Here is a 17,986-nt window from a genome sequence, read left to right as displayed (position 1 = left end):
TATTTTATCAGCCGTATTTTTTAGTTATTGGCCATTAATTTTCAGTAACAGCCGTATTTTCAAATTAACGGCCATAAATCGAAAAAAACGCCGCGAGTGTATTTGCACTGTTGCGGCATAGTATTATGAAGTGCTGGGACGAGGGACCTGTCCCCGTGTCCCAACAACCATAAAGATATTTTATCAGCCGTATTTTTTAGTTATTGGCCATTAATTTTCAGTAACAGCCGTATTTTCAAATTAACGGCCATAATTCAAAAAAACGCCGCGAGTGTCTTTGCACTGCTGCGGCGTAGTATAGTGAGGGCTGGGACGAGAGACCTGTCCCCGTGTCCCAACAGCCATAAAGATATTTTATCAGCCATATTTTTTAGTTATCGGCCATAAATTTTCAGTAACAGCCGTATTTTCAAATTAACGGCCATAATTCAAAAAAACGCCGCAAGTGTCTTTGCACTGCAGCAGCGTAGTATAGTGAAGTGCCGGGATAGAGCCCGGCGTCTTTTCTAAAACTTTTTAAGGTAGACTTTTTCCATGATGTGGTCAGGGCCTTTTTTGAAGACGATATCTGCGCGACGACGTGTAGGGAGAATGTTTTCTCGTAAGTTTTTGGCGTTGATTTCCTCCCAGATGTCAGTTGCCTTTTTAATCGCCTCGTCTTTTGACAACGATGTGTAGCGATGAAAATAAGACATTGGGTTCTGGAACGCCGTCTTTTGCAGTGTCAAAAATCTCTCAATGTACCATTTTTTAATATTTCTTACGTCCGCATCAATATAAATTGAGAAATCAAAAAAGTCACTGACAAAAACCGAATGGGACTTGCTGACTTGAAGGACATTTATCCCTTCAACGATTAAAATATCTGGCTGCTTAATAACCTCTACCTTATCGAATAGCACATCATACGTTAGATGAGAGTAAAGTGGAGCCTCCACTTTCGACTTACCAGACTTTACCTTCATCATAAACTCAATTAATCTTTGAGTATCGTAGCTTTCGGGAAATCCCTTTCGGCTCATCAAGCCCTTACTCTCCAAGGTTGCGTTTGGATACAAGAATCCATCTGTTGTAACTAACCCTACCTCTTTATGCTCATCCCAACGTGATAATAGAGTTTGGATCACCCTCGCTGCGGTGCTTTTCCCTACAGCCACACTACCTGCAATTCCAATAATATATGGAATTTTCTTAGCTTTATAGTCTAAAAATGAATTCGTTGCTCCCTGTAGCTGTTGCGATGCTTTTACCTTTAGATTGATCAAACGGGTCAATGGCAAATAAATTTCTTTTACTTCCTGAAGAGAGATTTCCTCGTTGATACCACGAATGCTCTCTAGTTCTTCTTCAGACAGTAACAAAGGAGTTTTATTGCGCAGTTCCGCCCATTTTTCTCTATTAAATTCAATATAATTTGTTAACGGATTCATAGCATTTACCTCTATTTTAGATTCATGTTCATTTTATCAGATTGTTACTTGAATTAATATGTTTTAATAAGAATGAGTTGTGCTCGCGATTTGCAAGACTTTCTTCGTTCTATTATTGACAACTTGAATGATTTTACCTAAAAACAACGCAATCACTAGAGTCCCAAGTCCAACCGGTCCTCCTAAAAGAAATCCGAGAACGGCTCCTGTACCTTCAATCCCCATTCTTACAATATTAAAGCTTAAACCGAACCGATTGCAAAACGCAACCATCATTCCATCTATTGGTGTCTTAGGTAAATTCGCCTCCATATAAATGCCAATTCCAATTCCAGCGATAACAAGACCTACAATGAAACTGACAATTTGTAATTCCCGAGATGATGTAAAGTCAACATTCCCTAATACAATATAAAACCAAAAATCAACAAAAACACTTCGGATTAAGATTGGGATAACCGATTCGATTCGCAATCTCTTTTTTTCAAGAATCCAGGTAATGAATATAAAAGTGAACTGTGTGAAAATTGACCACGTTCCAATCGTCAAACCTAAATGCTCTGTAAGCCCTACAGCTACGGTATCCCATGGCCCCGCTCCGATCAATGATTGAATAATAAAAGCAATTCCTAACGCAGTTAGAGCGAGTCCTCCAAAATAAATTCCTATACGCTTTCCCATGCTGCACCTCGATGTTGATTGATATTTCAAAATAATTATTTAATTATAACATTTGCATGCAAAATTGCATCAAAAAAAGAGGCATCTGCCCACCAAAAAGGACAGAAGCCTTTAAACATTTCACTAGACTCATATTTTTTCATATTGAGTATTCATGATATATTACGAAATACTATTCTACTTCTATTAAGACGGCTGCTCCTTGACCTCCACCGCCACACATTGAAGCAATGCCTCGGCCGCCGCCACGTCGTTTAAGTTCTCGAGCGAGTGTTAATACAAGCCTGAATCCACTAGCACCTAGAGGATGACCAAGTGCTATTGCTCCTCCGTTCACGTTAACGACATCTGAAGGAAGCCCGAGCTCTTGCTGACTAGCTATCACAACACTTGCAAAAGCTTCATTAATTTCGAACAAATCAACATCTGAAAGGCGTAAATTTGTACGTTCCAATAAAGCCCGTATCGCATTTGCCGGCTGGAGGTGCAATGATGGATCTGGCCCTGCCACAAATGCCCAGTCAACAATGGTTGCTAGCGGTGACTTACCTATTTTTTCACATGTGTCTAAACTAGAAATTAGGCCAGCACTCGCACCATCTGACATCGGACTGGCGTTTCCAGGAGTAATAGTTCCCCCTTCCTCAAATGCCGGGGGAAGCTTTTGTAGCTTGTCAATAGAGGTTTGAGGACGAATACATTCATCCTCGGTATAAAGTTGGCCCGAAACATTAACTCCAACTATTTCATCCTTATAAACTCCATTATTTTGTGCACGAGCTGCCCGTAGTTGTGAGTGTAGAGCAAATTCGTCTTGTTCTTCTCTGCTAATTTGTAATTCACGATTTGTACGTTCAGATAACCCGCCCATTGATTGATCTGAAAGCGCACACCATAAACCGTCATTCAAGGTATCATAGAATTCAATAGCACCCATTTTAACTTCTCGTCTAAGGTTAGATACATGTGGTGCATTCGTCATGGATTCGAATCCCCCAACAACAAATAGATCCCCTTCTCCTCTTTCTACACGGCGAGCAGCGTCAGATACTGCTGCTAAACTAGCAATACAAACGCTGTTTAATGTCAAGGCGGGAGTATGTATCCCAACCCCAGCTTGATAAGCAACTTGACGCGCAGGGTTTTGACCTTGCCCAGCCTGTATGACTTGACCTAGTATAACGCCATCTGCATTAGCCGTTTCAGGAACTCGGCGAACGAGCTCCGAAACTACCGCAACACCTAGTTCAGTTGCTGTATTCATGCTTAAACTTCCCTTAAACCGTCCAATAGGAGTACGAACTCCATCAATTAATACAGTTTTTTTCAACGAAATCACCCATCCTTTTTTGAAACTACTAAATTACTGGGTTAGTGAATCACGGTACGTTTCCCGTGCGAATAACGTTGCAACAATGCTTATCACACCTAATGAGACTAAATATAGAATAATTGGTAAGCTTTGCCCATCATATTTTGCTAGTAACCAAGTCGCAATTAGAGGAGAAAATCCACCTGCTAGGATAGCTCCAATTTGGTAACCAATGGATGCTCCACTTAAACGAACCTTTGACCCAAAAAGTTCAGAGTAGTATACTGCCTGAGGGCCGTAGACAGAGTCATGTATGACATTCAATCCAAGCACGATTCCTATTGTGATCCAAAGTACTGACCCTGTGTCCATCAGCGCGAAAAATGGAAAAATGAAAAGCGTCGTCGCTATTGTTCCACCCAAATAGACAGGTTTACGGCCAATCTTATCTGATAAATAGGACCATAGTGGCATGGTCACAAAACCAACTGCCGAAGAAATCATAACTGCATTTAGACCAATAGATCGGTCAACATTAACCGTTCCTACTAAATAGGTTAGAACAAATACAGAATAGATATAAAATGTTCCGTTTTGAACTAATTTCATACCAATCGTTAAGAATAATGGTTTTTTCTGGCTACGTAGTACGGTGAGCACAGGTTTTTCTTCTAACTGTTTCTTTTCTGCCAAACCCTCAAATACAGGCGACTCGCTGACTCTTAAGCGAATCCAAAGTCCAATGATGACAAGTATTGCACTTAGTAAAAAAGGAATCCGCCAGCCCCAGGCAAGGAAAGCTTCATTTGACATATTGTTATTTACCATCGAGAACACGAAGGTGGATAAGAGAAGACCAGCAGGAACTCCCATCTGTGGAAAACTACCGTATAATCCCCGTTTTCCTTTTGGAGCATGCTCGACAGCCATTACTACAGCTGAGCCCCACTCTCCTCCAACGGCAAATCCCTGGACAATTCGTAGAAGACTTATTAATAGTGGTGCCATCAATCCGATTGTTTGATAGGATGGTATCAGCCCCATTAAAAATGTTGCTATTCCCATTAATAATAGTGAAAGTGTAAGCATTTTTTTTCGACCAACTTTATCGCCGAAATGTCCAAATACCATACTTCCTAAGGGCCGTGCGATAAATCCTGCGGCATATGACCCAAAGGCCGCTAATGTCCCGTATAGAGGGTCGAAAGTTGGAAAAAACAATGCTGGAAATACTAAAGCAGCAGCTGTACCGTATAAATAGAAATCATACCATTCAATTGTTGTACCAATAAAACTAGCCAAACCGACCTTGCGATGTTCTTTAGAAAAACCTTTTTTCTCGGTAATTATATCCTCCTGAATTACTGGAGCTGTAGACATCGACTTTCCTCCCTTTTTACGCTGGTGTAATATGTCTTAATGCTATTTTTCATTCCTTACTTTCGAAAAATGGCAACCACACATCATTGCATTTTATATATTTGACTTTCAGCGGCTGCCCAATTTTTAATTTTTGATCAGAATCAACTAAAAGATGTGTCAGCATCGATGGGCCTTCTTCTAGTTCAACAATCCCTAATACATAAGGTGTAACTTCTGCCCATCCAGGATGGCCAGGTCTGTGTACAATGCTCCATGTCTTTAATGTTCCTTCTCCTGAAGCTGGTTTCCATTCTAACTGGTCACTCCAACAATGCGGACAATGGGAACGAGGATAAAATACCCATTCACCACATTCACAGCATTTCTGCAAAATAAATTCCTTACGAGCTACTGCATCCCAGAACGGCTTAGTGATAGGTGTTATTGTTGGTCCTGGGACCGTTAAATTTTCAAATTTCTCTATCATAATTCCACCCCCAAGACCAGAGCAGCAGCTTCACTCAGTGTAGCTCCATTCCCAGTTATCAGAGCATGACGGGCATTTGGAATTTGTCGCAAATCTGCTTCATGTCGCAATTGATGAACAGCTTCAATAATATGGGACATTCCACCAGCAAGATCTGCCTGACCAAATCCTAATTGTCCCCCGTGCGTGTTAAGTGGCCAATCCCCATCATGACCGAATGAATGCTCTTTCATCCATGAACCAAATCTTCCAGGTGCACATAGACCAGCATTTTCTAATGTTTGTGCAACTACACTCGTATAGCAATCATAGATAGAAAGTAAATCCATGTTTTGAACGGATAAACCTGCTTGTTCCAATGCCCTTGGGATCGCATAGCTTAGTGGAGCATTTTCCAAGGAAGGGGCTTGGCTGACGGCTCTATGAGTGATTTTTTCACCCGCCCCTAGTAAATAAACTGGAGGATGTCCTCCCTTAGAGGCATTTTTGGCAGAGGTAACAACGACAGCTGCGCCACCTGCTACAGGCATAACGATTTCAAATAAATGCAAGGGATCCACAATTAGCGGTGAATTCAACACGTCCTCTACTGAGGCTGGTTTTCCATATGTAATGGCTTTAGGGTTGAGCTGCGCATTTTTTCGTGCCCAATGAGCAATGAGTGCAAAATCTTCTTGTGTTGATCCATACTCGGCCATGTGCCGTTGCTTTAACAGCGCATAAGAAGTGTTTGCGCCAGAAGCACCAAATGGAACGTCAAATTCACGAATTGGATTACGATTTGGTGAACGTAAAGCTTTTCCTTTTTCATTGATATTGGCAAGCACACATACAACTGTTTCACACATTCCCGCTTCTATTGCAGCCACCGCTCTCCATATCATTCCCGCACCGGTAGCACCTCCAAGATCAACTACATTTGACATTGTCGGCTCAAGACCAAGGTATTCCGCAACAGTAGCTGGCACATGCTGCGGAGTTTCGCCTACTTGGGGGCCAACTAATAAACCATCTACCTCGTCTTTTTCAATTCCGGCATCTTGAATGGCCAGCCTTACTGACTCGGCAATTAATCCAAGAGTTGTCACACCCTCGCTATAACGGACTGGAGTAAGTTCTCCAATCCCTATAATTGCACCTTTCGGAACTTGGAGTTTACCCATTATACGAAACTCCTTTCGGACAAGCTGCTATATTCCTCTAGGCACGCTGGGTTGGCAAGTGAACCCCTATTCTTTATTGGCTGTCCAAGAACAGTTGAACGTACTGCCCCCTCTACCTTCTTGCCGTTAATTGTATAAGGAATCTCTTTGACACCGTATATACGCCTTGGCACATGTCGCGGTGAAGCTTTTTCCCTAATTTCCTTACGAATCTGAATCGCTAATGTTTTATCCAGTGATCCATCCTCGGTGACGACACACAGTGCAATCTCCTCATCATTATCAACAGGGTAGCCAAACACGATTGAGTCCTGTACCTGAGGAAGCTGCTCCACAACTCGGTAAATTTCAGCAGTTCCAATCCGGACACCCCCAGGATTAAGCGTCGTATCAGCTCTTCCATAAATAACTAACGTTTGCTCTATTGTTTGCTCAGCGAAGTCACCATGTGACCATATACCAGGACGTTCAGCAAAATAGGCGGAAAAATAGCGCTCATCTCCGTCCTCTCCCCAGAATGTGATTGGCATACTAGGAAAAGCCTTTGTACACACTAACTCCCCTTTTTCATTGATTACAGATACACCTCTTTCATCGAGGACATCTACTGCCATCCCCAGTGCTTTACAGGTAATTTCCCCGCGTCTCACTGGATGTACAGGAGAACCCATCACAAAGCAGCCAATGATTTCGGTACCACCTGAAATCGAAGCCAACATGATATCCTGTTTAATGTCGCTATAAATCCAATCATATTGTTCCGCCGATAAAGGTGCTCCACAAGAAAGAACACTGCGTAAAGATGAGAGGTTGTGTCTCTGACCAACCTGATAATCTGACTTCGCCAAGGTGTCTAAATACTTAGGACTCGTTCCGAAATGCGTAAGCCCAATCTCTTCTGCAATCTCCCAAAGAATCCCTATATTCGCCTTAGGTATTGGTGACCCGTCATAAAGAAGAATGGCAGCACCGCTTGCTAATCCAGATAGCAGCCAAGGATACATCATCCATGCTGTATTGGTGTACCAAAACAAGACATCTCCAGCTTTTAAATCACAATGTAACTGATGTTCCTTTAAGTGTTGAATTAATGTACCTCCGACTGAATGAACAATGGCCTTTGGCAGCCCAGTAGTCCCCGAAGTATAAAGGATGTAAAGTGGATGATTGAATGGAACTTGTGTAAATTCCAGATGGGATGATTCATTTTGACATAGCTCTTGCCAGCTCATCACTTTCGTTTCTTGATTAATCGATATATCTGCACTCTCAGATAAAGTCACAATAGCGGAAACATCGTTCAGTACCTCACTTACAGCGGAGATGTTATCTCGAATATCATAAGACTTTCCGTTATATTGATAATCCAAAGTTGCAATTAATACTTTTGGATGAACTTGCCCAATCCGATCGATAATCCCCTTTGGACCAAAGTCAGGAGAGCATGATGTCCAAACAGCACCTAATGAAGTGGTTGCCAATAAGGCTACGAATGCTTCAATTCTATTTGTTACAACTCCAGCAACACGATCACCAGCACTTACTCCCAAACTCTTTAACCCAGACTGGGCACGTGCCACCTTATTACGCAATTCTCCCATTGTGATTGTTTGAGAGACGCCGTTTTCATCTGATTCAATAACTGCGGTTTGCTGATCGTCACCACGTAAAATATTTTCTGCAAAATTTAATCTAGAATCAGGAAACCATTGTGTACCTAGCATTCCACCATCGCTTGGAGGAACTACGACTCTTTCTCCTTTATCTCCAATAACTTTTGCAAAGTCCCATACCGCTGACCAGAATGATTCAGGTTGAGCGACTGACCAGCGATGAAAACGTTCATAGGGTAGGAGTGGAAAACCGACCTCTTGAGAAAACTTCACCAAATTCGACTGTGAGACCCAAGTTTCACTCGGCTCCCATAGAACCTTGGATTCTAGTAAACTGTGTTGTGTTGTCATTATCTATTCCTCCCTCATACTAAGAGAAGCATTATTCTAAGCACACACCCATCCCTTAGTTCATATTTTAATAGTTTCTCTTTACAATCATCCCCTACCAATAGAGGTAGGGGAAATCTTCACAATTATATTTCACAAGCATACGTAACAATAGCACCTCTGAGACGTTGTGCCTCCTTATAGGTACATCTGTTTTGTACTACCTCAAGTCCTGCCTCTTTCGCAACTTCCACTGCCCTTGGGGAAATAACACCTTCTTGTAACCAGAATACTTTTGGTTGAATCTTTGCTGCTTCAGCTGCAACTCCAATTGCTGCCTCAGGACTACGGAATACTTGAACGATATCTACCTTTACCGGAATAGATGTTAAATCTGGATATGCCTGTTCACCGAGTACCTCTGTTTCCCTTGGATTAACCGGGATAATTTTATAACCGAGACGCTGCATTTTTCGTGCAAGTCTGTAGCTTGGGCGAGCTGGATTACCACTTAGACCAACAACGGCAATTGTTTTTGCACGCTGAACTTCTTTCCCTTCAACTTCTTCACGAATAAATGTTGATTGAAGTGCCCAGCGTATGACTCCCTCATCATTAACCGCTGTTTCTCCTTTTTGCTCTCCTTTTGATGAAATGCCTGTCGCTTCATAAAAAGCCTGGTCCAAGTCATTAACTAAATCACGGTATGATTCAATACCAACTGATAATCGGATTAATTCTTCACTTACTCCAGTTTTTACTAACTCTTCCGCACTTAATTGCTGATGAGTTGTTGATGCTGGGTGAATAATAAGTGACTTGGCGTCCCCAACATTTGCTACATGTGACCATAGTGCAATGTTATTAATTACTTTCTTACCGGTTTCTCTTCCACCCTTAATGCCAAAGTTTACGATTGAGCCATATCCCGAACGCAAATATTTAGTAGCTAGTTCATGTGCTGGATGCTCTTCAAGACCAGGGTATGAAACCCAATCAACCGCAGGATGGTCATTTAAGAATTTTGCGACTTTCAGTGCATTTTCATTATGTTTTTCGATTCTTAGGTGTAATGTTTCAAGACCCTGTATCAATAGGAACGCACTATGTGGGCTTAATGAAGAACCAAAATCTCTTAAAAGCTGAACTCTAAGTTTGGTACTAAATGCTAAAGTTCCAAATTCATTTGCATACTTAATTCCGTTATAACTTTGATCTGGCTCTGTAAAGCCTGGGAACTTTTCACTGTTCCAATTAAAACGGCCTCCATCAACGACTAACCCACCAATTGTCGTTCCATGTCCACCTATCCACTTTGTTGCGGAGTGAACCACTATATCAGCACCATATTGGATTGGTTTACAAACATATGGAGAAGCAAATGTATTATCTATAATGAGTGGTACTCCATTTTCATGTGCAATCGCTGATACTGCTTCAATATCTAAAACATGCAAGCTTGGGTTTCCAATCGTTTCTGCAAATACGGCCTTTGTTTTCGGTGTTATAGCTTTTCTAAAATTCTCAGGATCTGTTGGATCAACGAAATGAGTCTTGATTCCATATTTCGGAAGCGTAACAGCGAAAAGATTGTAAGTTCCGCCATATAAGTTGGAAGCTGCTACAATTTCGTCTCCTGCTTGTGCGACGTTCATAATGGATAGAGCAATTGCGGCCATTCCTGAAGATGTTGCTACAGCTGCGACACCATCCTCCAACAACGCGATTCGTTTCTCAAGCACATCAACAGTCGGGTTACCGATTCTAGAATAAATATTACCTGACTCATCAAGACTAAATAGACTTTGAGCATGATCTGTATTATGAAAGACGAAAGAACTCGTTTGATATATTGGTACTGCACGTGAACCAGTTGTAGGATCTGGGGATTGACCACCATGTAAAAGTATCGTTTCATCATCATAAGTTTCATATTGTTTTGTCATTGTTTAAACCTCCAAGTTCAATTTTCTGCAAGTTTGCTAGATAAGTTTTTATTTTATGTAAATAAAAAGCCCCCTCAAAATAAGAAGAGGGGGCCTCAACTTATCTTTCAGATGTACACACATCTGCAGGAATTAGCACCTTTTCAAGTTTTCACTTGAAGGTTGCTGGACTTCATCGGGCCTGTTCCCTCAGTCTCTCTGGATAAGAATTTTATTAAAATGACGTATTAACGCTTTAATCCTTCATTAATATAAAGTATTATAGAATACTTTATTTTTTCAGTCAATATATTTTTTAGAAAAATATATCTATTGCCAAGATTTTTTCTATTTAAATTAACTGTTGAAAAGTTCTCCTTCTTCAACTTTAAAATAAGGCTCTTTTCTAAAAGATTGTTGCTTTTATATGTAGGGTGATTACCGCTCCTGGTACTCGCTTTCCGCGGACGATCCGCAAGCCTCCTCAACGAAATGTGGAGGCGGCTTGCACAGAAACGAGAAAATTGGCCGACTAAAGCGCCACGTCCTGTGGCGACGTCGGCACTAGCACGTCGTGTACGTCGGAGACTCCGACAAAGAGGCGTATTTTGCCTCTGAAGGAGGAGTTGAAATTTCTCGAGTTTCTAGCCGCTGCAACTGGACAAGTCGCTATGTCACTGCGGGGTCTCGCTTGGCTCGCTATACCCGCAGGACGTTGAATTACTTCCTCGAAGCTACACCGCACGAAGAAAATGCAAGCATTTTCGAGGATCCCGTACCATCCACTGAAATAATTGATTGGACAATAATATATCCCTTGCATAATCGGATCAAAAAGCAACAAAGTTTACGAAAATAGCCTAAAATAAAAACCCCTTCTGAAAGACCAGAAGGGGCGCAAGAATTTACAATAATAATATTTGCATTCGTCCACCTTCTCATCTCCGGAATAAAAATACTCCTCTGAACTTGGCACCGGGCATTCAAATGCTGGTTGCCGAGGCTTCGTAGGGTCAGTCCCTCCACCTCTCTTGATAAGAAGAATTGCATTATTTAACTTTAGTAGTAATGTTAAACATTTTAGATAATTTAGTCAATGGTTTTTTTATAGATGATAAAAAATTTTTTTATTGTTTCATATATTTATTTAAAACAACTATAGAGTACCCGAGCAAGGTTCCACCATAACTTAGTCTAACCGATAAACAAGCATTTTCAATTCCCTTAACAAATGATAAAATGGCACTAGTTCTTAGTTCCTGTGTTTTAAAACTTTAACATCCCTCTCGATGATAACGGTTACAAATATACAAGATTATTAAACTACTGACAAAATAGAAAGGCGAAAGCCCATGATCAAAAAATTTAAAAAATGGAACACATTACGAAATCAGATTTTATTTATCTTCTTATTTGTCATGATTATCGTTCTTTTGATTGTAGGTCTATTAACATTAAGACAGGTCTCTACTCTTTTAAAAAGCAATGCAGAAAAACAAATCCGCCAGGTTGCGATTGAGGCAAACGGTAGAATGGAATCTTTATACGAACAAATTAATATGTCGTCAAAGCTCGTCATTACGGACGAGGGCGTTCAAAAAGCCCTAACAAAAATGTTTGATGGAAAAGAAATCTCCTTCCAGGAACGTCAACAATTAATGGGACATGTAAACCGTATTATGGGGAATACAGATGGCATCTTTTCATTTCAAATCTTTTCTGGGGAACAACAACGTGTTATTCCCCTAGATGAAGACTTATTAAAAAATCGGATAGAGAAGAAATGGATTGAAAAAGCTAGGCTTGCAAAGGGTGGAATGGTTTGGATAGGAGATGACCCGCAAGATAAAAACAATTTCCTAGCCATACGTAGGATTAGTTTAATCGAGCGCAGATTTGTACATGGCGGTTACCTTTTAATAAGTATAAACCGTGACCATTTTCAATTTCCAGTATCAAACAACCAATACTCCATTCTCTTGGACGAAAACGATCAGCCAATCGTTCAAAATTACAATGGAGATATCTCAAAAATTCTTTCAAGTCCTAAGGGTACTGTTCAACTCGACGAAGGTGACTATATTGTAACAAAGGAAACTTCCAAACTTACAGGCTGGACCGTCCTTATATTAACGCCCATTAGTGAACTTACAAAAGGGCTAGCTGGAATTCGGACAGGCATCATTTTATCTGGTGTAGCTGGTGCAATCATTTTTATGATTTTTTCCTTATTTCTTTCAACTGTCATTACAAGACCGATTGTCCACTTAACAAAAACAATGCAGCGTGCTGGCCAAGGTGCTCTAACTTTGAATCCAGATGTTTCATCTGTAAATGAGATCAATGAGCTAAACAGTACCTACAATCAATTAGTAAAGGAAACAAATCACCTAATCCGAATGGTCTATCAAAAGGAAATTTTACGAAGTAGAAGCGAATTAAAAGCTTTACAAGCACAAATCAATCCGCATTTTCTCTTCAATACCTTGGATGCCCTTCATTGGTCACTTGAAGAAAAAAATGAAGATGAGTTATCCGAAGTCGTCATTGCAATGTCTGATTTATTTCGATACACCATTACAAAAGAAACAGATGATGATTGGGTATTTTTAAAGGAAGAAATTAAACATATTAGTGACTACATGGAAATTATGAAAATGCGTTTTGGTGATCGATTGAAATGGAAGGTCTCTGTTCCACAGCAATTTGAACATATTCGAATACCAAAACTCATCATTCAACCACTTGTTGAAAATGCAATCTTACACGGGGCTGGGAATAAGGTCGGTGATAGTCTTGTAACTGTATCCATTGATTCAGTTTAAACTGATAGAATTAGAATATCTGTTCAGGACGACGGTCCAGGAATGGACCAAGATCGAATCAATCAAATATCTGAATCTATGAAAACTGGCAGTGTGGCTTCAACAAGGGGTAAAGGCATTGCCATTTCAAATGTATATAAACGATTAAAACTCTATTACAACGAGAATTTGCATCCCGAACTTTTAATTGAAAGTGAGCCAGATAAAGGAACACGAATTTCATTTGAAATTCCAATAAATGGGGGGAATTAAAATGTTTTTCAAAAATATCGTGATTGTTGATGATGAACCAAGAACTAGGCAGGGCTTGCAAAGGACGTTGGAAAATTGGAATAATGGTGAATTTAATATCCTCACTGCTCAAAGCGGTGAGGAAGTGTTACAAATTGCAGAAAATCAAAAGATTCATATATTACTTTCCGATATACGTATGCCTGAAATGACAGGACTTCAGCTATTAAAAACAATAAAAGAAAAAGGAATGTCACCAGTCGTTATTGTTATATCCGCTTACTCAGAGTTTGAGTATGCCCAAGAGGCGCTCCGTCTTGGAGTCGTGAACTATCTTTTAAAGCCAATTAGCAAATCTAAGTTACTTGACGCGGTTGAAGAAGCGATTCAAATTTTGGAAAATCAGTTCAGAGTAGGAATGATTGAGAAAGTTGTCGATAAAAAAATCATTGATGCCTCAACGAAAATGGATACAACAACAGATACAATTCGTGAGGCTATTACCTACATTGATCGTCACATCAAGGATGATATTAGCCAAAAAGACGTTGCAGCTCATGTGCATTTAAACCCTAGTTACTTTAGCGTGTTATTTAAAGAGGAAGTAAAATTAAATTTTAGTGAGTATGTGACACGACGTAGAATTCAACGTGCAAAAGAATTTCTCCTTTCTACCAATCATACCATCAATGAAATTGCTGAAGAAGTTGGCTATAAAACAGCTAAGTATTTTATTAAGATTTTTAAAGAGTATGAAGGAATGACACCTACCACATATCGAAAAACAAGAAGTGAAAGGGCTTTCTAAAAATAGTAGTATTTTTCCCAATCATCGTTCCCTTTTTTGAAAATTCCCATGATGGTAGACTTTAAGTGTAAGGCAAAGAGGGTAAGACAAATTAAGGGGGTTTTTGATTAATGAAAAAGAAAGCGTTTGCTACTGTGATGTCAATGGCATTAGCTGGTGGTTTAATCTTAGGAGGATGTTCTTCATCAGATGAAACCGCTAAAGATTCCAGTGGATCTAGCAGTGATAAAACCGTTGTAAAAATGATGCACTTATGGCCAGAAGGTAGCTCCAATGCGCAGTTTACAATAGTAGATGATATTATCAAGGCTTATGAAGAAGAGAACCCAGATGTAGACATTCAAACTGAAATTTTAGGTAACGAGCAATACAAAGAGAAAATAAAAGTATTGTCAGCTTCAAACGAACTTCCTGACGTAGGTATTACTTGGGCTGCTGGTTACATGAAGCCTTTTGTTGATGGAAATATGTTCGCTCCACTTGATGATATTGTTGAAAAAGATAAGTTCGTAGCTGGCACTTTGGATGCCTTCTCAGTTGAAGAAAAACCATATGCTTTACCTTTAGAATTAAACATTACTCCAGTTTACTACAATAAGGAAATCTTTGAAAAATATAATTTAGAAGCTCCAAAAACATATGATGAGTTCTTAAATGTTGTTGAAACACTTGTTGATAACGGCGTTACCCCTATCACTTTAGGTAACAAAGACCGTTGGACTGGCTCTATGTGGTACATGTACCTTGCAGATAGAATCGGAGGGCCTGAAAGCTTAAATAATGCAATCAATCGTACAGGTAGCTTTGAAGATCCAGCACTTGTAAAAGCTGCTGAGGAAATCGAAAACCTTGTAAATATGGATGCATTTGTTAAAGGATTTAATGGTCTTTCAAATGATGAAGCAAAAGGATACTTCATGAATGAACAAGCAGCTATGTACTTAATGGCAACTTGGGAACTACCAAACTATACAACATCACCTGATGTCGATCAAGAATTCAAAGATAAAATTGGGTACTTTAAGTTCCCGACCTATGAAGGTGGCAAAGGTGACATTGATAGCTACGTAGGTGGTCCTGGTGTTGGTTTATTCGTTTCTGAACAATCGAAAGTAAAAGATGAAGCAAAAGAATTTGTTTCTTACCTTGTTGATGAGTGGGGCAAGCGTTCAGTTGTTGATGCTGGTGTAATCCCTGCAACAGTTGTTGATACATCTGCTGGCGACCTTCACCCAATGTACATTGACATTCTTAACGATTTAGGAAATGCTTCAAACTTAACACTTTATGCAGATGTTCAAATGTCTGCTGGCGTAGCTGATGTTCACTTAAATCAAATTCAGGCATTATTTGGCGGACAAACAACTCCAGAAGAATTTACAAAAACACAAGAGGAAGCTCTTGCTGCCGAAAAATAATTGTGGCTTAAAAAGAGAGGGCATATTGCTTGTAATATGCCCTCTTCTTCATAGAAAGGAAGGGGCAAAACCATTATGAAAACTGTGATGTCGAATAAGTTCGTTATCGCCCTTTATACACTCCCGGCTTTACTTCTCATTCTAGTCCTTATTTATATTCCAATTGCTTTATCAGGTTACTACGGTCTCATGGATTGGGACGGAATAGGTGAAATGACATTTATCGGATTAGATAACTACATTACTTTAATTCAGGATAAATTATTCTGGTCAAGTACCTGGCACTCATTTTTACTAGCAATCTTTTCAACAGCTAGCTTACTTTTATATTTAGCTATTTCACTTGTTTTAGCTAGCAAAATCAAAGGTTCTGACCTTTTGCGAAAAATTTATTTAATACCCATGCTATTATCTTCTGTTGCGATTGCCCAACTATGGATGAAAATTTTTGACCCTACTAACGGTATGGCAAACAAATTGCTTGAGTTCTTTGGAGTCGAAAACACACCCATATGGTTAGCAGACCCAAAGATTGCACTGTATGCAATCTTCATCCCAATCATTTGGCAGTACGCAGGATTTTACATTTTGATCTATTATGCAGCTTTGAAAAATGTTCCTGACGAAGTCATCGAAGCAGCAAAAATCGATGGGGCTAGCCCATTTCAAATTGCCTATAAAATCAAACTTCCACTCATCTCTGGAGTTTTCAAGGTAACAATCATGCTAGCAGTTGTGGGTTCATTGAAATACTTCGATTTAATCTATGTAATGACCGGAGGAGGTCCAAACGGTGCAAGTGAAGTGATGGCCTCATATATGTACAAAGAAGCCTTCAAATTAAACAACTTCGGTTACGGTAGTGCAATTGGCTTTGGCCTATTAGTGATCTGTCTTCTTATGACATGGTTAACATCACAATTAACGAAATCTAAAGACGATGTTCAATTTTAAGGGGGAGTGATTCAAAATGAGTGAGGTTCGTATACAACAAGTTACACCAAACCTTTCCACACAAAAGCCTAGAAGATCCTTCTTGAACAAGATTGGATTTGGATTTCTATATCTCTTACTAGGTACTTTTGCAATTATTCAAATCTATCCATTGGTTTGGTTGGTGTTCTTTTCCTTAAAAACCAATAAAGAAGTTTTCGGTATGTCTCCCTTCTCTTTACCACAAAGCCCGCAATGGGAAAACTATACGAAAGCTTGGACTTCCGGAAATATCGGTGTCTACTTCTTTAATAGCGTATGGATCACTGTATTATCAGTTGTCCTAACGATTATTCTTGCTAGCTTTGTAACATTCGCAGTAACACGAATGAGCTGGAAACTAAGCGGCCCTGTTCTTGGATTATTCTTAGTCGCCTACATGATTCCGTTACATTCTACTCTAATTCCACTGTTTAAAATGTACAACAGTGCAAATTTAATTGATAATCCATTATCAATCGTATTATCCTATACGGCATTTAACTTGCCATTAACTATCATGATTTTACTTGGGTTTTATAAGACATTCCCTCGCGAAATCGAAGAAGCTGCAGTTATGGACGGATGCTCAGTACATCGAATCTTCTTCCAAATTACGCTACCAATGACGGTTCCTGTATTATCAACAACCGCCATAATCAACATGATTTACAACTGGAACGAATTTGTGTTTGTAAATACATTCATCAGTTCTGATAAGTGGAAGACACTAACTGTCGGAATCAATAACTTCGTCGGTCAATATTTAACAGACTGGGGCGCAATCGGTGCAACACTTGTTATCAGTATCGTGCCAATTCTACTCGCCTTCTTATTCTTAAGTGATAAGATCGTTGAAGGAATGGCAGCTGGTTCTGTGAAAGGATAAGGTTATGAGTAAGAACCACCGCTTGGGATTGGGGCCATCGCAACAAACATGCCACCATCTGCAGCCAGAAATATGAATGGCCAATAGGCTTGGTTTGGAGTCAAACAATAAGAGACAGATAGGAAAGCTTCTACTTGAATCTTCCTATCTGTCTTTTTGTAATTGAGGGAAATTGAGGGATTTAGAATTTGGAGTTTGGAGTTGATATGGTAGGGTTTGGGGCTGGCGAAGGTTTTAACACTATTGAGCAATCTTAAGTTGGCTGTTCTTTATTAAGACTCTTTCTTAGGTAGTCCATTCGTTTTGGACTTCATGATCCCTATGAAGAACGTTATCTATTAATCTACTTACAGGTTGACCTTCATAAACTTGACTACTTTTCCTCTTCATCAACACCATGAAGAGGATTCGGAGCCCGCTCGACGTTTTTTACCCCTTCATCGACTCTATGAAGAGGATTCAGCTTCTGCTCGACGCTCCTTTTCCCCTTCATTGACGCCATGAAGAGGATTCGGCTTCTGTCCAACGCTTCTTTTCCTC

14 protein-coding genes and 2 riboswitches are annotated in these 17,986 nt (G+C 39.9%); of the genes, 6 read left to right on the top strand and 8 right to left on the bottom strand.

Annotation, left to right across the window (positions count from 1 at the left end):
* Positions 1-506: 506 nt before the first annotated feature.
* The 8 genes from coaA to ACR65M_RS15690 form a co-directional block, all read right to left on the bottom strand.
* Entirely contained in the window at positions 507-1,430 is a 924-nt protein-coding gene (gene coaA / locus ACR65M_RS15725) for a type I pantothenate kinase (RefSeq protein WP_440273771.1), read from the bottom strand.
* Positions 1,431-1,493: 63 nt separating this feature from the next.
* Entirely contained in the window at positions 1,494-2,111 is a 618-nt protein-coding gene (locus ACR65M_RS15720) for a YczE/YyaS/YitT family protein (protein ID WP_341332795.1), read from the bottom strand.
* 172 nt (positions 2,112-2,283) lie between these two features.
* The gene (locus ACR65M_RS15715) at positions 2,284-3,450 is read right to left on the bottom strand and encodes an acetyl-CoA C-acyltransferase (RefSeq protein WP_440273770.1); all 1,167 of its coding nucleotides are present in this window, start codon (positions 3,448-3,450) and stop codon (positions 2,284-2,286) included.
* 24 nt (positions 3,451-3,474) lie between these two features.
* Complete coding sequence (locus ACR65M_RS15710; protein WP_440273769.1) at positions 3,475-4,803, bottom strand: MFS transporter; 1,329 nt, start codon at positions 4,801-4,803, stop codon at positions 3,475-3,477.
* A 49-nt stretch (positions 4,804-4,852) separates the two neighbouring features.
* Positions 4,853-5,272, bottom strand: a complete 420-nt coding sequence (locus ACR65M_RS15705) for a Zn-ribbon domain-containing OB-fold protein (protein ID WP_440273768.1) — start codon at positions 5,270-5,272, stop codon at positions 4,853-4,855.
* Positions 5,269-6,435 carry a thiolase family protein gene (locus tag ACR65M_RS15700; protein ID WP_341332799.1) on the bottom strand — a complete coding sequence of 389 codons (1,167 nt, stop codon included), beginning with the start codon at positions 6,433-6,435 and terminating at the stop codon, positions 5,269-5,271. The genes ACR65M_RS15705 and ACR65M_RS15700 overlap by 4 nt, the downstream gene beginning before the upstream one ends.
* Positions 6,435-8,399 carry an acetoacetate--CoA ligase gene (locus tag ACR65M_RS15695; RefSeq protein ID WP_440273767.1) on the bottom strand — a complete coding sequence of 655 codons (1,965 nt, stop codon included), beginning with the start codon at positions 8,397-8,399 and terminating at the stop codon, positions 6,435-6,437. Before ACR65M_RS15695 ends, ACR65M_RS15700 begins: the two co-directional genes overlap by 1 nt.
* 125 nt (positions 8,400-8,524) lie before the next feature.
* A complete protein-coding gene (locus ACR65M_RS15690) occupies positions 8,525-10,324 on the bottom strand; it encodes a PLP-dependent aspartate aminotransferase family protein (RefSeq protein WP_341332801.1) in 1,800 nt (599 codons plus the stop codon).
* A gap of 97 nt (positions 10,325-10,421) precedes the next feature.
* Positions 10,422-10,533: riboswitch (SAM riboswitch) on the bottom strand.
* 705 nt (positions 10,534-11,238) lie between these two features.
* Positions 11,239-11,344: riboswitch (SAM riboswitch) on the bottom strand.
* A 311-nt stretch (positions 11,345-11,655) separates the two neighbouring features.
* On the opposite strand from ACR65M_RS15690, the gene ACR65M_RS15685 reads away from it, so the two are divergent.
* From ACR65M_RS15685 to ACR65M_RS15660, 6 genes are all read left to right on the top strand, one after another.
* Positions 11,656-13,128 carry a cache domain-containing sensor histidine kinase gene (locus tag ACR65M_RS15685; RefSeq protein ID WP_440273766.1) on the top strand — a complete coding sequence of 491 codons (1,473 nt, stop codon included), beginning with the start codon at positions 11,656-11,658 and terminating at the stop codon, positions 13,126-13,128.
* A 9-nt stretch (positions 13,129-13,137) separates the two neighbouring features.
* Positions 13,138-13,380: a sensor histidine kinase gene (locus tag ACR65M_RS15680; RefSeq protein ID WP_440273774.1), complete on the top strand. Its 243-nt coding sequence runs from the start codon at positions 13,138-13,140 to the stop codon at positions 13,378-13,380.
* Between the two features lies 1 nt (position 13,381).
* Complete coding sequence (locus tag ACR65M_RS15675) at positions 13,382-14,167, top strand: response regulator transcription factor (protein WP_341332803.1); 786 nt, start codon at positions 13,382-13,384, stop codon at positions 14,165-14,167.
* A gap of 110 nt (positions 14,168-14,277) precedes the next feature.
* Positions 14,278-15,585, top strand: coding sequence for an extracellular solute-binding protein (locus ACR65M_RS15670; protein WP_341332804.1), 1,308 nt, complete (start codon positions 14,278-14,280; stop codon positions 15,583-15,585).
* 75 nt (positions 15,586-15,660) lie between these two features.
* Positions 15,661-16,539 carry a carbohydrate ABC transporter permease gene (locus tag ACR65M_RS15665; RefSeq protein ID WP_440273765.1) on the top strand — a complete coding sequence of 293 codons (879 nt, stop codon included), beginning with the start codon at positions 15,661-15,663 and terminating at the stop codon, positions 16,537-16,539.
* 16 nt (positions 16,540-16,555) lie between these two features.
* Positions 16,556-17,446 carry a carbohydrate ABC transporter permease gene (locus ACR65M_RS15660; protein ID WP_440273764.1) on the top strand — a complete coding sequence of 297 codons (891 nt, stop codon included), beginning with the start codon at positions 16,556-16,558 and terminating at the stop codon, positions 17,444-17,446.
* The last annotated feature ends 540 nt before the right edge of the window (positions 17,447-17,986 follow it).

The sequence above is a fragment of the Ferdinandcohnia sp. SAFN-114 genome (genome assembly GCF_059415045.1).
This window is presented reverse-complemented; position numbering and strand designations above follow the sequence as displayed.